The following is a 21,055-nucleotide window of genomic DNA, read 5'->3' on the forward strand; positions in this document are numbered from 1 at the left end:
GTCTCGATAGGAAAAGAGTTTGCGAAAGACCAGAAAATGGAGGATTTGTTGTCTTTGAACAATCGGTTTATGGCGTTTCGTCTTGCTTGCTGAGTTCCAACCTGCCCGCGATCGCCTGGGCGACTTGTCGATCCGGTCCGAGATACTGGGAAAGATGGATCGTAACGTCCGGAAACTGATCGCGAACTTCGTCAACCTGTTGTGCAATGGCATGAAACAACCGCCCCTCAAACAGCAAATGAGGGTGAACCAAGATCGACTCGCCGGATTGTCTTGCCGTGATGGAGGTGGCGATTTGCTTCAGCACCCTTGGCAATCGTGGTTCGGCCATCGCATAAAAAGCAGTCGCTCGATTCGTCACAGCAAGCCGGTTCGCGACGATTTCACTCAACACACGCATGTCGGCTTGAGCACATGGGTCATAGCTGCCGCGACCGACCATCACCAACGCCATCCGCTCCGCGGGCCGTTCCATTGCATCGATGCTGTGTTGCAATCGGTCGCAGACCAATTCGATGATTGCGGGATGTCGCGAGATCGGACGCGCAAACGAAAACGAAACCCCAGGCGTCGTCGCTTGGCATTGTTGCACCAAACCGGGAATGTCACTCTTGGCATGCCCGGCAGCAAACAACAACAGCGGTGCAACCCGCACATCCGTGACACGCTGGCGGCCAAGCCGATCCCAGCCCTCCGCAATGCTTGGCGATTGAAATTCCAACAGGCATGGCTCGACCGGAATCGACGGCAACTGCCGCTTTAGTAGCTCGGCAAGCTGAAAGAATTGCTCGGTCCCAATGGAATCACGGGTCCCATGACCGACGAGCAGGACGCCAACGTTTCGTTTGGTCAAGCGAGAATTAGCTAGTTTGCAACGTCGGATTTTGCAAAACCTTCTTTTGCAAGCTTTGCAATCGCTTGGTCGACGTTGAAACCGGGATGAAAGTGCACGATCACTTGACGGTTGTCGATCACGCCTTCTTCCTGCTGTTCCGCCAATTCCACCTCTTCGACTGCTTCGGAGCCTTCGAGCAATTCCTTGACTCGCGGGTAACACGAAAAGGGACAATGCATGTCAGGAACTTCAAGCGTCAATTCGCCCTCGGTGTCCATGACCCGGGCACTGGTCAAGACGGTGCCCGCGTCGGTGGTCAGATTGGCCCCCGCGCCCTCGCTGCCGACCTGGGCAGGCATTTTGGCGATCGCGACGATGATGATGACCGCGGCCAATGCCGCGACGGAGTAAGCGATACCTCGCATGTTTCTGTCTCTTGTTTTATGGGAAAGGAAGTACTAAGCGCTGAGTTTGACGTTCGGATCGTCGGCGATGATGACGCACACCTGAACAGCAGGTGCGCCACGATCGTGCCATACAAAGGCAGGACCTTCAAGCCGCCCATTTTTCCAAACTTCGTCGTTTCCAATATCGGGTCGGGGTTAGGAATGCGTCAAGTCCCGCGTTGAGGATCAAAACGTGGCTCCACGAGCAGGATCTGCCAAGCATCCGTATCAAGGTATCAATGTCGTTTCCGTTTCTTTTGCCGTCAAATCCTCCGCAATGGAATCGGATTTGGTCCTGGTTCCGGATCCTTTCGCCGACTTTTCTCGGTTGCTGTTTGCAGGTAAACGGTTAAATTTCTAGTTATGACTGCTACTACCAATCCGCTGCCGACCATTCGCCAATTGCCTCCCAACTTGGTCAACCAAATCGCCGCAGGCGAGGTGATCGAACGTCCCGCGTCGGTGGTCAAGGAACTGCTGGAAAATAGTGTTGACGCCGGAGCATTTCGGATCGAAGTGACCATCAACGGCGGTGGCAGCGAGTTGATTCGGATCAGCGACGATGGTTGCGGGATGACGGCCGAGCAACTGCCTTTGGCCGTGGCCTCGCATGCGACCAGCAAATTGCCTGACGAACAATCGCTTTTCCACGTCGACACGTTGGGATTTCGAGGAGAAGCATTGGCGTCGATCGGAAGTGTCTCACAGTTAACGATCCGTAGTCGCACGGTCGATGACGATTGTGGCTCGGAACTCAATGTTCGCGGCGGAATCGTTGAATCCCCTCAGCCTTGCGGATGCCCCGTCGGCACGGTGATGGAGATTCGCAATTTGTTTTTCAACACCCCCGTTCGCCATCGATTCTTGAAGACCGCACAAACCGAACGGGGGCACATCATGGAAGCGTTCACGCGAATCGCCCTGGCCAACCCGAAAACTCACTTTGTGATGACGTCCAACGACAAGAACGTCTACGATTTGCCGCCGACCACGCGCTGGTCCGATCGAATCGAGGCCTTCTTTGGTGGCGAGATCGCCGAGGCGTTGATTCCGATCGAGAACGATGATGGCCAAATTCGCATCAATGGTTACGCCTGCGACCCATCGGTCAGCCGCGGAAACAACCGGATGCAATATTTGTTTCTCAATGGGCGCCATATTCGCGACCGGTCGCTACAGCATGCACTCGGCGAAGCCTATCGCGGGTTATTGATGGTCGGTCGTCACCCGGTTTGCTTCTTGCAAATGGAAATGCCAGCGGAGATGGTCGACGTCAACGTGCATCCGTGCAAATTGGAAGTGCGATTCACCGATGGCGGCCGAGTCTACGGTCGGCTGTTGCAAACGTTGCGATACCAGTTCCTGAAAACCAACATGACGCACCGTGTTGGACCGCCTCCGGCTTCGGAAGTGGTACCGGATCAGGTCATGACCGCGGGCGAGAGTGTGTTGGGTTTGCCTCAGCGGACTGAATCCGAACAGCGACAAGAAGTCATCCATTGGGCAAGAACCGGATCGACCTCTTCGATGCCATCGCCCACTTCAACCGTTTCCCCTTCACCGTTCCCCTCGCTGACGGTACCTGGATTCCGCCCTTATCCTGGTACCCGAGGCAACGACCTCTCCAGCCCTGCGGCGGGCCCTCCCACCGAATCGCCGCTGTCATCCGAAGCAACCCGTTCGGTGGATGCGACCTTAGCCTCTGATCCGCAGCCTGCGTCGGGAAATCACCAACTCGATCCAACAAGCGATCCGCGCCCCGTCGTGTGTTACCTGGGATTTCAGGTTCACAATCGGTACTTGGTCACGCAAGATGAGAAGGGGATGGTCGTCATCGACCAGCACGCATTGCATGAACGTGTGCTCTACGAACGGATCAAAGACAAGGTACTCGGTAGCGACGAGAGCTTGGAATCGCAGAGATTGTTGGTTCCTGAGCCGGTCTCGCTGACCCCCGCGGAGCGGACGGCCGCTTTGGATGCAAAGGAGACCTTGGCTCGAATCGGTATCGAGATCGAAGATTTCGGCGGTGAGACGATTCTCGTTCAATCGTATCCGGCGATGCTTGGGAAGACGTCACCGGGCGATATGCTCCGCACCGTGTTGGAATCGTTGATGTCGGCCGGCAAGCAGCCCGACGCCCAGGATTTACTCAATCATTTGCTCAGCACGATCGCTTGTAAAGCAGCGGTCAAAGCAGGGGATCCGCTCACGCGAGAGGAAATCACGGCGCTGTTGGAACAACGCGATCTGTACCAAGACACGCATCATTGTCCCCACGGTCGACCCACGGCGCTGTTCTTCAGCCGTGACGAACTGGATCGGATGTTTGGCAGGCTTGGCCCCCGGGGGCGCGCGAAAAACGAGACCCGATGATCGCCGACTGCTGCCACGACCGTCCTCAGCCGACAGAGGATCAAATCTTGGCGGGAGTTTTGGTTCGAGAATGAACCCGCCCGGCAAACCAACTGTCTTTACCGGTGGTTTCTTCCTATGTTTTTGATTCGAGCCTAATTTCGTCGGTTTGGCGCGCCGGTTGCCCCTCTGTCTCCGAGTAACCCCTTTGGGAGTGCCAAATTGGCAGTCCCCTGACCTCTCTCCGAGCGAACTCATGACGGAAAATCTGACTGGAAATCTTCTGGTTGCTTCCACCTTGGTGGCGGACCCGATTCTGTCTCGTGGTGTCTGTCTGCTGGTTCACGATGACGAAGACGCCGTGATTGGCATCATGTTGAACCGACCGATGCAACCGAATCCCAAAGCGCTCATCGCGATGCTGAACCAGCTGCAAGAGGATTCCACGGATGAAAAGGATCCCACCGAAGAAGGTGGATCGGCGGTGGAAGCACGAAGCAAAGCGACACCGAACCCTCGGTTGGGGGAACGGAATTCGTCCGACCCCTCATCGATGATTGCAGCGGGGGCGAAGTATTCGCCGTCGGGGATGGTGCATTTTGGGGGGCCTCTGTCGGGGCCCATCGTCGCGATTCATCAACTCAGCCAATACGCTGAGGCGGAAACGGGGCAGGGGATCTACGTGGCGGCTCAGAAGCAACATCTCGAGGACCTGGTGAAACAGCAGCCTGGGCCTTACCGATTGATCGTCGGGCATTTAGGATGGGAGCCTGAGCAATTGAGCGCGGAGATGGATGCCGGGCTTTGGCACGTGGTTCCTGCAACGGCGGAAATCGTCTTTGAGAATTCCGAGCAAATGTGGCCTCGGTTGATCCGCCGTGCGACCTCACACTCACTGGCACGCTGGATCGGTGTCAAAGATCCAGGGCACCATGCCGAGTGGAACTAGTGGAACGTCAAGGTTAAAACTGCGAGTTGGGACGTAGTGGACTTCGCCAGAAGTCCCTAAGAACATTTGAGTTACGGATTTCTGGCGAAATCCACTACCCTAAAATTGAATGCTGACGGTCCACCAGCACTTCCGCGCAACTTGGTTTTCGGTTTGTCCACGGAAAGGGGGTCCCCCTTTCCGATCAAACCGCCTCGCTTCAGTTTAGAGATTGAAAAAAAGCACGAGCAGCCCGTCGAGAGACGTTTGGAGAAAAGAGCGAAATGGGGCGACACGACGATGACGACGAAAAGAAGATTCCTTATCGAATTCAGAAACGCCGTTTGGGTACGATTCGGTTTATGAATCCGGAGGGCGAGTTCGGGTTCATCGACGCCGAGGATTTTCGCGACGACGTTTTCTTTCACCGCACCGTCTGGTTGGGATGGGCAAGAGGCACTCCCGAGAAGGAGATGCCGCCACAGGAAACGATGTGGGTCGAGTTCGAACTCGATGATGAGTATTTTGAAAAGGAAGAACGTTTACGTGCCAAGTCGGTGAGGCTGAGTCGACGTCCGGAAGGAAAGAAACTCTCAGGTCGCGACGCACCCCATCTGGTGATCAAGCACCACCCCAACGCTCGCAAGAAACGGCCAACGTGGCGAGGCTAGTTTTTCCATTTCCAGGTCTTGCGAATTTGTTCCATGGTGGCGTCTACGTCTGTGTCGCCTTTCGCCGCGGCCATGACCAGGTAGGCTTTGCCGCCACGGAACAGGATCGTTAAGCTTTTCGGCTTGTCCAAGGTCGTGCTCGATGTTGTGACGCAAACGCCATCGACGCCATCGAAGCTCTTGGTTTTCCCGTCGACCGTGCCCCCATTTTGTTTGGCGAAGGCTTCTGCGAGTTCCTTCGGGCTTGGAGCACTGGGATTGCCGACGTCCACTTTGATCATGGCATCGGATTTTTGCCATACTTTTCCACCGAGCAGCAGCATCGCTGCCGTTTTGCTGCGATCGGTTGAGACAGCATTCCAACCATTGGGAACCGAGAAAGTAAAATTCCCAAAGTCGGCCGACGGGCTCATTTCGGCTGAACGGGTTCCGGTGGGTTTTGTCGTGTCAACAACCTTGTCGTCATCTTGATCGTCCTCGGCTTTTTCCGGCAAACGCCCGCCGTTCTTTCGGGCGGCAATCAGATCGGCGTCAAGATCTCGTAACTTCGCCGGGTTGATGTGCTTGGACAACAACTCGCGAGTCTCGCTAAACATCTCGTCGATCTTTCGACGTTGGCTCACGTTTCGCGACCCCAATGCCTTCAAAAACGCCGTTTGCTTTTTCCCCATGTCATCAGCCAACCGCTCACTCGTTGGTTGTTCGCGAAGATCGTTGAGCAGATTTTCAGCTTCGGCAATCTCCCCATTGCGAAGCCTTAATCGAATTCGTGCGGCAAACAATTCGCGAATTGCGATCAAGTCAATGATCGCGTTGCGAACGCCATGGATGTACGCTTCGGCTTCAAGACGCATGTCATCCCCACGAAGGTCGGCCACTTCGAGGGGCGTTAGCCCAGGGACGATCGGGAGCCGAGCCAAAATCGCGCCACCGTTCTTGACATACATCAAACGCATCGGCTTGTCGGACCTGCCGACTTCAAGACGCCCGTTCCAATCGGTTCGACCGATCAAGGAATAGACGCCCGTTTCGAGATCCTTGTCGTAGATTTCATAGCCGATCAGCGGAAAACCCTCGTCACCTTGGGCATGCAGCCGAACCACGGTTGCATCGTCAACCGGACGGACTCGAATCGCCGTTTTGAAGGTTCGCCGATTTCGCCGCCCTTGCAACGTGATCGGGCGACCGGCGAAATAGTCCATCTCGACTTTCGAGTGATTGTGAACGACCTCGGTCTCCTGCTGCTCCTTCTTCGCGTCGACCTCCGAGTCCTCCTGCTCGACACCTGAGGCTTCCTGCTCGGGCTCCAAGTCCTGCTTCGGTTCCTTGACCAACAAATAGGCCCAATCGATGGGACCAATCAGAATGGGATTTCCATTCCGGTCGTCCTTGCGAATCATCGGTTCCAAGGCGTCACCGGGATGGATCATCGCCGGCGAATTCGGATCTAAAATCAACCCGCCCGCTCGAATTAATCCGCGAGCACTCCGTCTTCCCGCGTCTTCAATTCGGACCATCGGACCAAATGCATCGGTCAACGCATCCCCCACGGCAGCAGGAATGTCGGAGCGTTGCAAGCAGGTGTGGGTTGCGACCGTGCCGAAGTGGCGCATCAACGTATCGAACTCGATCGCACTGATTTGGGTGGGCACGTCTCGGGTTTGAATTCGAACCACAAAGATCTTGTCATAAGCCGCAACGGCATCCATGACCAAGCCACTTTGTGGGATCGGGATGATTTTGGCATCCGGATTTTCTAACGTCATCGCCATCCCTCGCGACACCAAAATCGCCTCCGTCGCTGGATCGGACCAGCGGTCGCGCACCGTGATCGTGTCGCCCTCGACCGCTTTCAATCGAGACTTGACTCCGTCGATCGTCGGATTGCCAATTTCTTCGGCTCGACGCTCTACCTCGTCAATCCTTCCGCGCGTGGCGAGAACGTTTTGGCAATAGTCTCCGACGTTCGCAGCAATCCGCAAACGCACGGCATCGGGGTGGTCTCGTTTGACAGCGACAACCGGATCCGATGCCGAAATCTCTTCGAAACGCATGGTGGAAAGATTGCGAACTGCCGCCGTCTTGACCGACGGTGGCGCATCAACAATGTCCATTTCCCAAATGGACATAAAATCGCGATCAAGGAATCGACGCAAATCGGCTTCGATCGCGGTCGTATCCAGGTCGGGGTTGTCCGAGACGACCCAAACAAGAACACGGTAAGGAGAAAAATCCCAGGGCTGTTCATCTTCCAACGCTTCAAGGTCAGCTGCTTGGGCTGCGGCGTCAGCCTGCGATGGTGTTGCAGCGGTGTCCACCGCGCGGGCGATCGACGAAGTCAGTACCACCACGCAAACCAGCGAAAACGCCCTGCGCAAGCAACCCGTGATGCCACGTACGTCTTTCTTCCCTACCGATGGATTGATCATTGCCAGCGCCATTTCCCTGCGTTTTGATAAAGCGAAACGATATCGCGGCCGATCCCCAAAAGATTTCTGCGATAGGCGTACGAATCGACCATTTGCCAAAGCGGCAAAATCGGCAGCTCATTGTTTGCGATGAAGTGCAGGATGAGCAGTTGGTCACGTACCTCACGCCAGTTGCGGGCTTCCTCAAGCCGGCGTAGCCCCAAACCAACCAATTGATCCTCGCTGCCGGCAAGTCCTTTTGGGCCAAGTAATCGGCGTGCATCGATGATCGGTTCCCACACGGCAGCAGAGACATAGACCAAATCGGCTGTGTCCGGGTCGGGGTAAGTACGACCGACCGGCAACTCGACCAATTCGACTTCCAAACCGAGCAATTGCCATTGAGTTGAAATCGCTTCGCATGCCACACGTGAAAGATTGTCAGCCGGAAAGGCCAATCGCAGCGGTGTCATCGCTGGTAGCTCTTCCTTTTTCACCTCCGCGCTGCCCTTCATTTGGCTCTCGTTCACCGTGATCAACAACTTCGCCAATCGCGGCTCATAATTACGAGGAAGGATCTCGCGATCGTAAGCGTAACCCAGCGGATCGTCCGGTTCGATGCCTGCCGGGAACGGTCCCGAGACGACCTGGCAACCTGGCGATTCAAGGCCTTCGAGCAGTTCGCCTTGTAAAATGTCCTGGCGGTTGATTCCGTACAGCAGCGCCCGCCGAAACGTTGGCTCGGCGATGTAAGGATGGTCTGAACAGGGGACCAACATGTGGACCGTCGGGAGCGGATAATTTTGAACACGAATGTCTCGACTTTTTCGCAGCCGAACCGCGTCGGCTGGGAACAATTGATCGAGTACATCCAATTCACCTTGCAGCAACAGTGACACGCCATCACTTGCCGAAGCGGTGCGAATTTCAACGATCTCTTTGATTTGTTGATCGTCTTTGGGTTTGCGAGCAAGCACGTAGCGAACGAGGTCGTCCGAGGTCTCATCCCGTCGATACGCACCGGTCGGATCGCCCGGTTTGCCGCCAACCCAACTGCCATCCACTGGGATTTGCAACAAGCAAGTTGGCAGCACGTGAGATCGTCGCAGCAGACATTGAATTTGTTTGGGGCCGTCGAGGCCGATCGCTTCGACCGCCGCTGCCCACGCCGAGAAATAGTCCGGCGAATGCCGTTGGGCTCGTTCTGTCAATACATCGGCTAAGTAATAACCTTCAATCCTATTGAGCGGATCTTCCAGTTTTTCGGGTTCAATCATCAGATCCAATTGCCGTCGATCGGGCGTCATTTCGGTGTCGCCAAAAATAAACTCGTATTCGCCTCCCTCGGGGCCGGCACCTTGGACTTCAAACAGCGTTCGATAAACCAGTCGGCCGGCTCGTCGAGAAGCCCAATTGTCGATTCGAGTGGGGTCGAGGACGGTGGCAGATTGCAGCACGCCGACTCGCACCAAGGGATAGATCTGATCGATTTCTCGAACCAACGCTTGGCCACCGACAATATCCGGTTTGACCGCAATGCTCTCGCGAGCGAGCGTTCGAGCTAGACGGTAATCCTTCGCGTCCCTGGCTTGAATGGCTGCATCACGTTTTTCTTCCGCCATTTGCTGGAACGTACGGCTCCATTTTCCGATCGATGTCAACTTGTCCGTTGGGTATTCCTTTTCAAGACGACTCAGCATTTGTTGAGCGAGTTCCAAACGATCCTGCTCGACCAGCTTCGCCATCAAACGGTCGGTCACACCACTCAGTGCACGCAGCACTGCGTCGCTTTGATACTCCGGTGCATAGCGTCGTAGCTCTTCAAGCATTGCGAGCGTTGCTTCAAAATCTCCTTCTTTCGCTCGTTTGATGGCGTCTTTCCAGAGGAACTCGGAGCGAAGCTTTCGTAGTCCGGGTCTTTCAGGGTAATCGCGAATCAAAACGGACAAGAAAGGGAAGGCGCCTTGAAAATCCCCCTTGGCGATCAGGTCGTCCGTTTCTCGTTCGAGTCGTACCTCCCAGAAATCAATCTTTTCGATCTCTTCCCATTTTGCGGTGAACGACTTGGTGTCGAGTCCCACGATATCGAAGCGAAGCGATCCTTTTGGGTTGCGCGGCATCCGTCGCTGCGGCAAGTCCAACAACCGGGCTTTGACCCATCCTCCACCCGCCTTTTCGGTAAAGAAAATAAGGTCGTGTGGATCTTCTTGTAACAGTTCCAAGCCGACGCGATCCGGAACTCCGGATTCGGCATAGTTGATGATTTGGGCCGATGCGGGCAACGCCTGTACGACCCCAATCGCAAGCGTGGCGACGAGCCAAGCCATTTGTAGGCGACGTCGTTTGGCGATGCGGTTGGTCAAGTTGCAGTGGAAAGTCACGATGTTCCCCCGGGAAAGATTATGGTTGAGATGGAACATCGGTGATGTAAACGACCCCCTCGCCACCTGGAACGAGTAAGCGATCGTTCACCTGCAGCGGTGATGACGAAATCGGTTGCCCGATGTCCGCCCTGCCCTTGATTTCGCCCGTCGCAGGATCGAAGGCTACCAGCCAACCTTCCTTTCCAGCCAACAGCATCACGTCACCCACTTGGATGGGTGCCGCGACTGGCTCTCCTTTTGGAAGTTCCAATTCAAACCGTTGTTTTCCATCGGCACCGAAGGCTCGCAAAACGGAATCGTTGGTCACCAACACGCAGTAATCGTTCGCTGCAACGGGCCCCCAGACGGAACGTCCATCGAGCAAGATTTTGAACGTTTCACTTAAGTCCGCGAAGCTGTGACCGACGACGAAATCCGCTGATGGTCCTGCGACCGTGGCAACCAGCGTATCGCCGACTGCGGCGACCGGACCCAGGAACGGGTTGTCGATTTTAACCTCGTCAAGCGGGCGAACCTGATCACCGACGCGAATGCGATAAAGAAGCTTTCGGCTATCCGCGATGACGACTTGATTGGGGTCACCCGGCAACGCCACCGGTTGGCTCCATTGCACGATGCCTTCGGGGGCGGCAGCCGGTTGAAATGGGCTGCCCTTCATCGCTCCGGTTTGCCAATCCATCAAAACGGCTCGCCCCGTGTTGAGCGGAACAAACAACCCGCCCCCTGCGACAATCGCCGCGTTCGCATTCTTCACCGTGTTCGGCTTTCCCGATCCAAAACCTAACTGCAAACGTCGGAGCTTTTCGCGTTTTCGCGACGGATCCAATACGATCGCTTCGCCTGAACCCGTTTGGTTGAGCATCAAGACCCGTGAATCGTCAATCCGGATGGGTTTTTCAAAACGCATCGCAATCCCAGTCCCACCCGGGTTTTCGATCGGGCCTTGTTGCGTTGAACCCGTTGCCAACGATTCTCGATCGAGCTCAAACAACGTCGCTTGGGTCGTGATTGCGTAGAAACCACCCCCATTGGGCACGGGCGTGATCATGGCGATTGGCACTCCCACGTCCGTTCGCCAAATCTCTTGGCCCGATTTCGCGTCGGCAGCAGTCACTCGGATGGCCGAGGTACCACGTAGCACTCGCGCGTGAACCAAGGTGTCATTGCTGGCGAAGGGTTGGCCAATGAAATTGTCCGCTGGGTACTTAAACCAATCTTGAACCACACGACCGGTATTGATTTGAAGCTCGTAACGACCAATTCGTGTTCCCGTGACCCACATTTGACTCTTGCCAACCGCCATCTGAGTCGACGTCGGCTCGTCGTACGAGGCAACCTGTTCGGCGACCACACGAACCTGTTCGCGTTCGGCCCCGGGTTCGACTTCGAGCACCATGACTTGCCCACGGTCCGTTAACACAATCACCCGACTTCCTTGCACAATCGGTCGGATCTTGACGTTACCGGTCACTCGAATCGTGGCTTGCGCGGGTTTAAGTTCGTCGCCAGTTTTGTTGGTCCGCAAAATATGGATCCGGGCGTAATCGGATCCCGCGTTCTCAAACACGAAGAGATGTTCGTACAAGGGAACCGGTGGCACCGAAATGGTGCCCTCCGCGTGGCCGATGTAATAACTTTCCAGGCAAGAACCATCACGACTGTTGAGCACGTACAGATTGCTGTGGTTGCCGGGAAGGTAAGCACGATTGACTCGCGGATCGACCCCCGGCCCCGTGTCGAGGGGTTGGGGGATCAGCGTTGCCCATTGAGCTTCGCCCGAATCGCTATCGAGCGCCGCCAACCGCCCCGAAACGCTCGAAACGAAAATGTCGTCGCGTTCGGCAATCGGCTCACTGAACGGCTCCCCAATTTTCGAACGCCAGCGAATCACGCCATCTTGGCCGTCGCAGCGTTGAACTTCGAGCTTCTTCGACTCGCTCAGCAGGACCCCCGACCCATCATCGAGTCGCACGGGCAAATGATCTTGGCCATAGCCGACAAATTTGCGCCATAGCAAACGTCCCGTTTCCCCATCGAACGCCAACATCGATCCGCCCGCATCAAGGTACAAGATTTCACCGTCCAAATCGGCGGCTTCCTCTCCTTCGACGGTCGTCAACACGATCGAGCGATTGGTGCTTTCGGGCTCCGACTCATCCACGAGTTCGGGAAGATCGGTCGCAGGCTTGACCAGGGCTTGTTGAATCTCGCTCGCCTTTTGAATCAATACCATCAACCGATCGTTGTTGTACAATTCAGGGAACTCACGCAGCAAACCGAAGCGAATGTCGTAGGCTTCCTCGGTCTTTTTTTCATCAAGCATCTTCTGCATGGCTGCAACCGATTCGTCCAGCCGAATGTTGCGATTGATGTCACGGCGGACGCGGTCGCGTTCTTCGGTGACGGCTTGGATTTTTCCGGACAACGTTGTCTTCATCGACCCGGTCATGTAGTTTGCGTTATCCATCAACGCCATTTGATCTTCCAGCCGGCCAAGCAACCGTTCTTTCTCGCTGGTGTCCTTGGCCTTGGCCGCTGCGTCCGCAATGTTCTCGGCAATGTCGACCAGCAGTGCAGCCAAGTTGCCGCGTTCTTGGTTCAAGCCCGGTTCCTGCTCGATCGGTGGCAGCTTCTCCTTTGCCAGATCAAGGGCACGCGTCGGATCGGACATGGTTTCGGCACGATACAATTCGATCATCACCAATCGCGTCCGAGCAAGTGACGAGTACTGGTTCCCGTCACCAAAGGTATCGATGAACCCAAGGTAACGTTCTTGAGCGGGAACGAAATTCTGGGCATCGTACAAACCGTTGGCTTCGCTGATGTACTCGTCCGCGCTTTGCCGAGTCAGCATGAAATACAAGCCAACGAACGAAAGCAGCAGTGCGATAATGATCCCGGCATAGCCATAGATCTTGAACGAGTCCCAAACCGATTTATGCTGCATCGGTTTGTGCTTTTGACGCACAGGCCGTGACGGGGGTGGTACGTCGGCTGCGGGGATTGATTCGGCGGCAACCGGCTGGGCAACCGGTTCGGCGTAAACTTCCGCGACCGGTTCAGCTTCGGCAACGGCTTCGACCACTTCTTCCTCATCGTCCTCGGGGACGATTCCCAAGTCGTCAAAGCCAGCTGCGGCCTCTTCGGATTCCTCCTCCTCCTCGTATTCACCGCTACGGATTTCGCCAATCAACTTGGTCGCTTGATAACGTGTCAGTTGGCCGTTGTCGACCAACAACTTTGCGACCGCCTCAGGCGTCACACGCGTCCCCTGCTCAAGCTGTTCACGCAGCGCTTCGATGATTTCCTGATCGAGCAGTCCGCGGCGTTCGAGCCGATCGATCAATTCGTTTGCAAGCATGTTCTAAAGTAGTTTCAGTGGATGAGAATGAATTTGCGATAGAGAGAAGCACGTCAAGCGTTGGGTTAATCAAACTCCTCGACCTGCATCACTTTCAGTTCCGTGAATCCTGCGATCGTGCCCGCATCCATGGCGTCGACAAGGTATCGTAGTTTTGCCAATTCATGAACCTTGATATTGAGCGTCATGCCCTCGTTGACGGCCGTCATCGCTTCGCGAAGTGCGAGTGTTAAATTCTGTTTGCCTGGCGTTTCGCGTTCCCAATCGACCGCCAAGACCAAGAAGGATCCTCGTTCATCGACTTGGACTTCCACCGAATCGAGCGGATCGTCGATATCTTCTTTCGGCGTCACGCTGGCCTGGTCCGTTTGTTGCCGAGGCATCTCAATGGATTTCTGCAAGCTAAAACTGGCGGTCACCATAAAGAAGATCAGCAACAGGAATGTCACATCGACCATCGGGGTCATGTCGAGGTCTTCGGTTTCCCGTGGCTTGCGGCGAGGAACTTGGTCGCTGTCTTCGTCGTCCGCCAAGACGGGCGTCGAGCCCGTTGCGAAGACAGGAATCGAAACCGATTCCACCGGCACCGCGGAGACCGGTTCCTCTTCGATGGCATCAACGATTTCGTCAAAGTCCTCCGTTTCTGAGGGGATCGCCGCCAGCACCGCCTGATCGGCTTCGGGCACGTGCACGGCGGTGTCACAGTGCGGACACCGGACGCGACGTCCGGCCAAACGATCATTCACATTGTGAACACTGCCGCACTGGAGACATTCAACTTGAATTGCCATCGTCTAATCCTCCTTCACCGCGATGTAGGTTTGTTCGATGTCCTCGAACGCATCGCCGATGACCTTTTGGATACGTGTCACTTGCCCCACTTGAACATCTTTGTCCCCAAGAATCATCACGTGGTTCTTATTGCGGCCCTCCGACTTTTCAAGTTCATTCGTGACGTAATCGACAATTTCCGATGCTTGCGTCGCTTCATCACGACTGAACTGGGAACCATCCAATCGCTTGACGATCACTTCGTCGGCACCGCCCGGTTCGATAAAAATCACAGCCGAATCCTTTGCGGAAACGGCTAAACCATGTTCGGCTTCGGGGATCGTTCCAATTTGTGTCGGGTCCATTCTGGAGGCAACGACAAAGAAAATCAAAAGCAAAAAGACGATGTCGATCATCGGCGTGATGTCCATCTCTTCTTCATCACGCTTGGCGCGTGGCAGATGAAAGTCCTCTTCCTCGTTGTCGTCTTGGTCGATCAGCGAAGGATCGGTCAGTGGTGCACTGCTCATGGTATTTCGGCCCCTACTTGGGTGATTGCATCGCCGAGGATGCGGTGGGGTCGGTGGATGCCGCCGCTACCGGTGCATTTGCTTGGTTCGGGTTTCGCGACAAGGCTTCGCGGAAAACGGTCATGAAGCGGCCCAGCCCCGATCCGACCAGATCTTCCATCTTGGCGATACGAATGTTGACGTTGGCGGTCAAAATCATCAGCGGGACGGCAATCGCCAACCCACACGCTGTCGTTCGCAGCGCGATGTTGATGTTACCGGCCAAGTCGGAGGGGTTCACGTTCGCCGACGACGCCAAGGTATTGAATGCTCCCATCATCCCGAATACGGTCCCGAACAGCCCAATCATCGGAGCGGACTTGATCACGGTGCTGACCCAGCTCAGCCGATACTCCAAGTCGCTCATCACGTCGCGTTGGAAGCGGTCCATCACGAATTGTCGGGCTCGTTTGTAGCCGAGATCACGGTGGTGCATCGCCATTTCGACGATTTGAGGGATCGCACGGGCATCCCCGTCACAGTATTCCGCGACCCCTTCAAAATCACCTGCCGTCACCATCTGCTCCACGTCATCCATAAAGACATCTTGTTCGTCTTCATTCTTAAATCGTTTCTGGCTCACGCGGGTCCAGACCACCACGATGCAATACAGTCCCCACAGGGCCACGCCCGCAAGTGCGCCGTAGGTGGCGAAGGAAATGACGTCAAAAACAGTTAAAGCGGCAAAGAGCATCGAGAATCTCTTCTTTCGAGTGCGAAAGATAAGGGGAAACGAGAGACGAAAACACGGCAAGCCAACGCGGCCCTGCCACGAACAGGCGGGGCCGTTCTAACAAGAATTACCCAGCAAGGACGTGAATTCCAGCCATATCCTAACGAATGGAAGCTTTTTTGGGGCGAGGACAACGCAACAATTCTTGTTGAAAAACCAATCCAAGGTGGATTTGTAAGAGTCCGACGATTTGTTCGAGCTTGATGGGAGGTGGCAGCCTACTTCGGTGATCCGTCGAAAGTCTTGCCCACAACGATTTTGTCGCTGAGCGGCTGATCACCCATCGCGAACAAGCCGACCAACGTTTTGACTATCGGACCTTCCTCGATTTTCGGTAACGCTGGTCAATCACTTCGAACTTGAATCCGTTGCCATCCGCCTTACTTTCGAAGATCGTCTTTGCAACTTCGGTGATCGATGGGTGTCCCTTTGCGGTCGCATACTCGATCTCGATTTGGGCAAGCTGGTTTTCAAGCTGTTCGGGGATGAACTTTAACATTTGCCGGTTTGGCAGGGGGATTGCGGCTTTTTGAAGCAGCTGGCGGTCGTACTGCATCAAGGGGCTGGGCGTGGTCCACATGAAATACAGCCGCTTTTCGTTCTCGGTGTCTACAATTCGACGTTTTTGCGGGGATCCCGCTAGGTTGCCTGCGACATCGACCCCTTGGATGGAACCGCCAATGGCACCGAGTTCAATCTTGTAGAAATCAAGCTGGCCGGCATAGTTCGCCAAACTGGTGGCATTGAAATTCAATCGCCACCGTTCGCCTCGCGGCACGATGTCCGCCCCTTCCCCCATCGGTCCCGGCGGGCGGCTGTCGCCACGCCCCGACCCCAGCGTGTCCCCCGACAAGCTGGTGTTCATGGTGTCGAGCGAGGCGGCGATGTTGCTGATCGCATCGGTGACCGCCTGGATCGTGTCTTGTAGCGTTGGTTCAAGCAGTTCTTCCACCTCTTCGGCACCCGGCGGCTCAAAGTCCCGCTCGAAGCCTTCGGCATTTTCACCACGACCCGCGGGGTTTTCAATGATCGGCTTGATCGGCTTGGGCGGGAACTCCAACCGGCTGAAGACCCAGATCAAAAACATCATCAACACAAAGGTGCCGATGAACAAGATCAACGCCATGAACAAACTCGTCACCGCGTCAAAGCGACTGGTGCGCAGCTTTTCACGCTCCAGCAAACGTTCGGTCCGACGCTGATCGATCGATTCGGTTGGCTGCTCGTCGGTTTGGACGCCGGAAGACATCGTTGGCCTGTGTTTTTTAGAAGGGAATGGGTTGGTGGACCGGGCGTGAGCCGGCCTTGCAGTCCGTCAAGGTTCGTCAACGCGAACCCTGCGTGAAGACTACAAATCGTAATCCAGGAACACGTATCCGGGGTCCATTCGGCGGTACCAAGCTCGCCACTGACGTTGGGCCTCGGTCACGTCGGCTGGGGTCGCCTCATCCGGCATCCCGAATCCTTCGAACCGTCGTGAGATGAACCGCAGTCCGTCGCGAGCATACCGTGGCACCATCGGATCGGGATCGGTGAGTGCGAAAATCAGCGTCGGAACCACGCGTGGATCGTCACTTTGGCCGAGCAACCGGGCCGCAACCCGGCGTGCCTGCCACGATTGGCTGCCGCGGACCAAGCGTTCCATTCGGTCGATTTGGGCCGCTCGCTGTTTCGGATCGGTTGCCAATTTTAGGTTTTCGGGAATCGATTTGCCTTCGATCTGGTCCGCCCCATCGGATTCCAGCAACGCCAACATCGAATTGACCTCCGCCGCGACCGGTTTACCCTTGATCTGGGTCCCATCGACGGTGATTTGAGTCGTGTCTTTTGGCAAATCTCGGCTGCCAGCCAAGGATCCGCTGCTGCTCAGCGCGATGGCTTTTTGCGTGCTTCGAATCAGGAACAGGACGGCAAAGGACGTTTCCACCGAACTCGTCACATAGGAAGTCCAACCCCCGTCGGGCCGCTCGGTCGATTTCAAGTACTCCACGCCCGACAAGAACCAAGGGGGGCTTGGATCCGGCTTTTTTCCCAACGCAACCTCGCGAAAACTCTCGTATCGTTCGAGCGAGTAGAGTTGGTAGTAGGGCCACTGGGATCTCAGCTTGCCCGGGTCGGGCGAGTTTGAGCTGAGGTAGGATTGGCAATTCTCAATCGCCGACAACAGCGGGGCTCCCGAGACGGACGGTCGGCGAACATTTCGGTTTCCGAGTTCGTCATCCGGGATGTAAAGTTTCACCGCTTTGGGGAGCCCGGGGATTTTGGGGTCATTCCCTGACAAGGCATCACCCCAGACCCGCAAAATATCGGCGCCAATTAGCAGTGCACTCCCGCCTGCGACCGCCATCGATGCCGTAACCCCTTGTTGACGAATCCGGGTTCCGGGGACTCGGGGTTCTTCGCCTTGGTAAGGCCATCCCCCCTCCACATCCTGGACCCGCATCAACCACGCCAGCGTTCGTGGCACGGTGTCGTAGTCGATCCGGACGCCGGAATGATCCATCGTCCACAGGGCCAGCATCGCATACTGTGTTTGGGAGACGTCGCCGGTTTTTTCGTGATAATAGCCATAGCCGCCGCTCGGGTATTGGATGCGTTTCAGGAAATTGGCGATCTTTTCCAATTCGCTGCGATATTGGTTTTTGTCGACTTCGGCAAACAGCATCGCAGCAACGCTGACGGTGTAGACGGTCTTGCTGATATCTCCGCCGGGGTCTTCTTCGCCTAATTTGGTGAGCAGCGTTTTTGCGGAAGCAATCCCCTGCTGGACGACGGGGTGATTGGGATTGTGTTTGACTTTCATGTGGGCGTAGCCGATCAACGCATGCTCGCCATACCCCCCGGCCTGAACTCCCGCAAACCCGTACCGCGTACTTTGTTGGTAGTTGTCCTCGATGTGCTTGATACCGCGATCGACCAGTCTTTGGACGTCGGGATTGTCGAATTCCGCATCCACCTGAGGCGTCGTGAAGACGCAGCACGCGGCGGCCAATGCAGCGCAGAGCAGGAATCGGACGTTGGGGGCGGTCCTGCGGTCGTCGCCGCAAATGGCCCGGCGGGCAAAGCCCCAGCGAACTTTGAACATGGCAGAAGGGTCTTGTTCGAGGACGAGAACGACGGCACGTTTCAAGGCGACGTGGACTCCTTTTTTCTTTTTTCGTCGAACTTCATCATACCCTTGCACGAATAGGATGGAAGATAGTAACCTTTGCGATAGGGGAAACGAAATTGATTTCGGTTCCCGTTTGGTCAGATAGCTCAGTTGGTAGAGCACGGCCCTGAAAAGGCCGGTGTCCGCGGTTCGAGCCCGCGTCTGACCACTACCTTCTGCCTATGGCCCGTCGCCACGGAGTTTTGCTCCCTCCTCGCACCGCTATATGGCCTCTCTTGACAACGAATCGCCTGATCCTTCTGTAGTGGGCCACCGGCCTACGGCGGATTCGGGTGATTGGGATCTTGTCATTCGCCCCGATTCGTCGCTGTTGTCCTTACGGCTTGGGGAAGTTTGGCGCTACCGCGATTTGTTGTACCTGTTCACCCGACGCGACATCGTTGCGTTCTACAAACAAACGATTCTTGGCCCGCTTTGGTTTTTCATTCAGCCGCTGTTCACCACGCTTGTTTACGTGTTGGTGTTTGGCAAGATCGCAGGTTTGTCGACTGACGGGATTCCGCAAGTGCTGTTCTACCTGTGCGGGATCACCTTCTGGAACTATTTTGCCGAGTGTTTCAGTAAGACGGCGACCGTTTTCAAAGACAACGCCCACATTTTTTCGAAGGTCTATTTTCCCCGTCTGATCGCTCCCCTATCGATCGTGCTCTCGAATCTGGTGCGGTTTGCCATCCAGTTCGCACTGCTTTTGGCTTTCCTGGCTTGGTATCTCCTGGCGGGCCAGGTTGCGCCGAACGCAACGGCGCTTTGGTTACCGGTTCTCGTCCTGATCATGGCAACCTTGGGCTTGGCGATGGGCATGCTTTTTTCAGCCATGACGACCAAGTACCGTGATTTGGTGTTCCTGCTGCAGTTCGGTATCCAGCTACTCATGTATGCGACGCCCGTCATTTACCCCTCCTCGGAAATGCCGCCGCAGGTTGCTGCGGTTTTGCGGTGGAACCCTTTGGCCCCCCTTTTTGAAACGGCACGTTATGGGTTGCTCGGTGCCGGCGAGCACGACTTGGGTCGACTAGGCTATTCCGCGTTATTTTCCGCCGTGGCACTGCTGTTTGCCACGGTGGTTTTCAATCATGTTGAGCGCCGTGTCATGGACACGGTCTAAGACGGATCTCCTTTCCCGACGCAGTTGCATGTCGCTTGCCATTCAATTTGAGAACATCTCGAAGCAGTACCGGCTCGGTGAGATTGGGACCGGAACACTTTCGCACGATTTGCACCGAGCCTGGGCTCGCCTGCGTGGGAAGCCCGATCCGTTTGCTCAGGTCGGGAGCGAAGATGCGACTGGGCCGAAGCAAACAGCTGGGCCGAAGCAAACGGACCAGTATGTTTGGGCGCTTCGTGACGTCAACCTTGACGTGGCTCAAGGCGAGATTCTTGGAATTATCGGCCACAACGGTGCGGGCAAGAGCACGTTGTTAAAAATGCTTTCTCGGATCACCTCTCCCACGACCGGCACCATCAAAGCGAGGGGGCGGATCGCGAGTTTGTTGGAGGTGGGGACGGGATTTCATCCCGAACTGACCGGCCGCGAGAACGTTTTTGTCAATGGCGCGATTCTCGGGATGAGTCGTCGGGAAATTGCCAGGCAACTTGACCAGATCGTTGATTTCAGTGGCTGTGAGAAGTATCTCGACACACCCGTAAAACGCTACAGCAGCGGGATGATGGTACGGCTTGGTTTTGCGGTCGCCGCCCATCTGCCCTGTGATACGCTGATTGTCGATGAGGTTTTGGCGGTTGGGGATGCGAGTTTTCAGGCTCGTTGCTTGAAGAAGATGAACGAGTTGTCCAATGAATCGTCTCGCACGATTCTGTTCGTCAGCCACAACCTCAACGCGGTTCAATCGCTTTGTACCTCGGCAGTGCAACTCGATGCGGGGGCGATTGTTTGCCATGGCGCGACCGATCAAACCATCACCCACTACCTTTCGAGCATTCAGCGACGGCCGGATCGCATCCCGCGAAAAACGCCCGACACGGATGCGTACATTGCCGAGGTTCGACTACAGAGTGACGAGACAAACCGGCCGGATTGCATTGGGTTTGAGTCGCCGGTGCGATTCCAGCTTCGCACGGTCTTACGGCGTCCGCTTCAGCACACGCATCTTTTCTTCGAAATCCACTCGCCACGCGGGTTGGTGTTTTTGTCGTTTGATACGGACGAATCCCCCAACCTGCTCGATCTGCGACCCGCCGGCGAGACAATCTATTGCGTCGAGATCCCTGCGAGAGTCTTGAAGCCGGGCCACTATTCGGTGACTGCGGGGTTGGGCGTGCCACAGGGCGAACGGCTTGATACGCTACCGGATGCCTGTTCGTTCGAAATCTCTTTGACCGAGGGCAACGAATCACTGCTGAGCTACGCGGCGCACCGCCCGGGGCTGGTCGCCATTCCCATTCGATGGATGATAGACTGATG

General features: G+C 55.7%; 15 protein-coding genes and 1 tRNA gene. 6 read left to right on the forward strand and 10 right to left on the reverse strand.

Translation table 11 applies throughout. From position 1 onward, the window contains the following. Positions 1-67: 67 nt before the first annotated feature. Entirely contained in the window at positions 68-853 is a 786-nt protein-coding gene (locus tag Poly41_RS21965; protein WP_146528890.1) for a sirohydrochlorin chelatase, read from the reverse strand. Between the two features lie 11 nt (positions 854-864). Beyond that, positions 865-1,260: a heavy-metal-associated domain-containing protein gene (locus tag Poly41_RS21970; RefSeq protein WP_146528892.1), complete on the reverse strand. Its 396-nt coding sequence runs from the start codon at positions 1,258-1,260 to the stop codon at positions 865-867. A 384-nt stretch (positions 1,261-1,644) separates the two neighbouring features. Between Poly41_RS21970 and mutL the strand changes: the two genes are divergently transcribed. The 3 genes from mutL (at position 1,645) to Poly41_RS21985 (ending at position 5,235) form a co-directional block, all read left to right on the forward strand. Further along, the gene (mutL, locus tag Poly41_RS21975) at positions 1,645-3,657 is read left to right on the forward strand and encodes a DNA mismatch repair endonuclease MutL (protein ID WP_146528893.1); all 2,013 of its coding nucleotides are present in this window, start codon (positions 1,645-1,647) and stop codon (positions 3,655-3,657) included. A 235-nt stretch (positions 3,658-3,892) separates the two neighbouring features. Then, a complete protein-coding gene (locus Poly41_RS21980) occupies positions 3,893-4,585 on the forward strand; it encodes a YqgE/AlgH family protein (RefSeq protein WP_146528895.1) in 693 nt (230 codons plus the stop codon). Positions 4,586-4,848: 263 nt separating this feature from the next. Then, positions 4,849-5,235, forward strand: coding sequence for a cold shock domain-containing protein (locus tag Poly41_RS21985; protein ID WP_146528897.1), 387 nt, complete (start codon positions 4,849-4,851; stop codon positions 5,233-5,235). Here the strand turns inward: Poly41_RS21985 and Poly41_RS21990 are convergent. The 8 genes from Poly41_RS21990 to Poly41_RS22025 all read right to left on the reverse strand — a co-directional run bounded on the left by Poly41_RS21990 (position 5,232) and on the right by Poly41_RS22025 (position 18,591). Next, complete coding sequence (locus tag Poly41_RS21990; protein ID WP_146528899.1) at positions 5,232-7,664, reverse strand: hypothetical protein; 2,433 nt, start codon at positions 7,662-7,664, stop codon at positions 5,232-5,234. The two genes, Poly41_RS21985 and Poly41_RS21990, sit on opposite strands and share 4 nt — an antisense overlap. Beyond that, positions 7,661-10,024, reverse strand: coding sequence for an ABC transporter substrate-binding protein (locus tag Poly41_RS21995; RefSeq protein ID WP_231615842.1), 2,364 nt, complete (start codon positions 10,022-10,024; stop codon positions 7,661-7,663). The genes Poly41_RS21990 and Poly41_RS21995 overlap by 4 nt, the downstream gene beginning before the upstream one ends. Positions 10,025-10,043: 19 nt before the next feature. Next, positions 10,044-13,388, reverse strand: coding sequence for an outer membrane protein assembly factor BamB family protein (locus tag Poly41_RS22000; protein WP_146528901.1), 3,345 nt, complete (start codon positions 13,386-13,388; stop codon positions 10,044-10,046). Between the two features lie 65 nt (positions 13,389-13,453). Beyond that, positions 13,454-14,179, reverse strand: a complete 726-nt coding sequence (locus Poly41_RS22005) for a biopolymer transporter ExbD (protein ID WP_197231514.1) — start codon at positions 14,177-14,179, stop codon at positions 13,454-13,456. 3 nt (positions 14,180-14,182) lie between these two features. Continuing rightward, a complete protein-coding gene (locus Poly41_RS22010; RefSeq protein ID WP_146528903.1) occupies positions 14,183-14,689 on the reverse strand; it encodes an ExbD/TolR family protein in 507 nt (168 codons plus the stop codon). Between the two features lie 13 nt (positions 14,690-14,702). Further along, the gene (locus tag Poly41_RS22015; RefSeq protein WP_146528905.1) at positions 14,703-15,422 is read right to left on the reverse strand and encodes a MotA/TolQ/ExbB proton channel family protein; all 720 of its coding nucleotides are present in this window, start codon (positions 15,420-15,422) and stop codon (positions 14,703-14,705) included. A gap of 349 nt (positions 15,423-15,771) precedes the next feature. Next, positions 15,772-16,710, reverse strand: a complete 939-nt coding sequence (locus tag Poly41_RS22020; protein WP_146528908.1) for a hypothetical protein — start codon at positions 16,708-16,710, stop codon at positions 15,772-15,774. A 99-nt stretch (positions 16,711-16,809) separates the two neighbouring features. After that, complete coding sequence (locus tag Poly41_RS22025) at positions 16,810-18,591, reverse strand: prenyltransferase/squalene oxidase repeat-containing protein (RefSeq protein ID WP_231615843.1); 1,782 nt, start codon at positions 18,589-18,591, stop codon at positions 16,810-16,812. A 117-nt stretch (positions 18,592-18,708) separates the two neighbouring features. Between Poly41_RS22025 and Poly41_RS22030 the strand changes: the two genes are divergently transcribed. The 3 genes from Poly41_RS22030 (at position 18,709) to Poly41_RS34245 (ending at position 21,053) form a co-directional block, all read left to right on the forward strand. Continuing rightward, positions 18,709-18,781 (forward strand) — tRNA-Phe (locus Poly41_RS22030). A gap of 57 nt (positions 18,782-18,838) precedes the next feature. Then, complete coding sequence (locus Poly41_RS22035; RefSeq protein WP_146528912.1) at positions 18,839-19,738, forward strand: ABC transporter permease; 900 nt, start codon at positions 18,839-18,841, stop codon at positions 19,736-19,738. 28 nt (positions 19,739-19,766) lie between these two features. Continuing rightward, positions 19,767-21,053, forward strand: coding sequence for an ABC transporter ATP-binding protein (locus Poly41_RS34245; RefSeq protein ID WP_197231515.1), 1,287 nt, complete (start codon positions 19,767-19,769; stop codon positions 21,051-21,053). Positions 21,054-21,055 lie beyond the last annotated feature (2 nt).

It is taken from the genome of Novipirellula artificiosorum (genome assembly GCF_007860135.1).
GTDB classification, from domain to species: Bacteria; Planctomycetota; Planctomycetia; order Pirellulales; family Pirellulaceae; genus Novipirellula_A; species Novipirellula_A artificiosorum.

Bases quoted from the DNA above. Each gene is read 5' to 3' on its own strand.
- Poly41_RS21970 (WP_146528892.1), bottom strand. From the start codon at position 1,260: ATGCGAGGTATCGCTTACTCCGTCGCGGCATTGGCCGCGGTCATCATC.
- mutL (WP_146528893.1), top strand. From the start codon at position 1,645: ATGACTGCTACTACCAATCCGCTGCCGACCATTCGCCAATTGCCTCCC.
- Poly41_RS21980 (WP_146528895.1), top strand. From the start codon at position 3,893: ATGACGGAAAATCTGACTGGAAATCTTCTGGTTGCTTCCACCTTGGTG.
- Poly41_RS21985 (WP_146528897.1), top strand. From the start codon at position 4,849: ATGGGGCGACACGACGATGACGACGAAAAGAAGATTCCTTATCGAATT.
- Poly41_RS21990 (WP_146528899.1), bottom strand. From the start codon at position 7,664: ATGATCAATCCATCGGTAGGGAAGAAAGACGTACGTGGCATCACGGGT.
- Poly41_RS22000 (WP_146528901.1), bottom strand. From the start codon at position 13,388: ATGCTTGCAAACGAATTGATCGATCGGCTCGAACGCCGCGGACTGCTC.
- Poly41_RS22005 (WP_197231514.1), bottom strand. From the start codon at position 14,179: ATGGCAATTCAAGTTGAATGTCTCCAGTGCGGCAGTGTTCACAATGTG.
- Poly41_RS22010 (WP_146528903.1), bottom strand. From the start codon at position 14,689: ATGAGCAGTGCACCACTGACCGATCCTTCGCTGATCGACCAAGACGAC.
- Poly41_RS22015 (WP_146528905.1), bottom strand. From the start codon at position 15,422: ATGCTCTTTGCCGCTTTAACTGTTTTTGACGTCATTTCCTTCGCCACC.
- Poly41_RS22020 (WP_146528908.1), bottom strand. From the start codon at position 16,710: ATGTCTTCCGGCGTCCAAACCGACGAGCAGCCAACCGAATCGATCGAT.
- Poly41_RS22035 (WP_146528912.1), top strand. From the start codon at position 18,839: ATGGCCTCTCTTGACAACGAATCGCCTGATCCTTCTGTAGTGGGCCAC.
- Poly41_RS34245 (WP_197231515.1), top strand. From the start codon at position 19,767: ATGTCGCTTGCCATTCAATTTGAGAACATCTCGAAGCAGTACCGGCTC.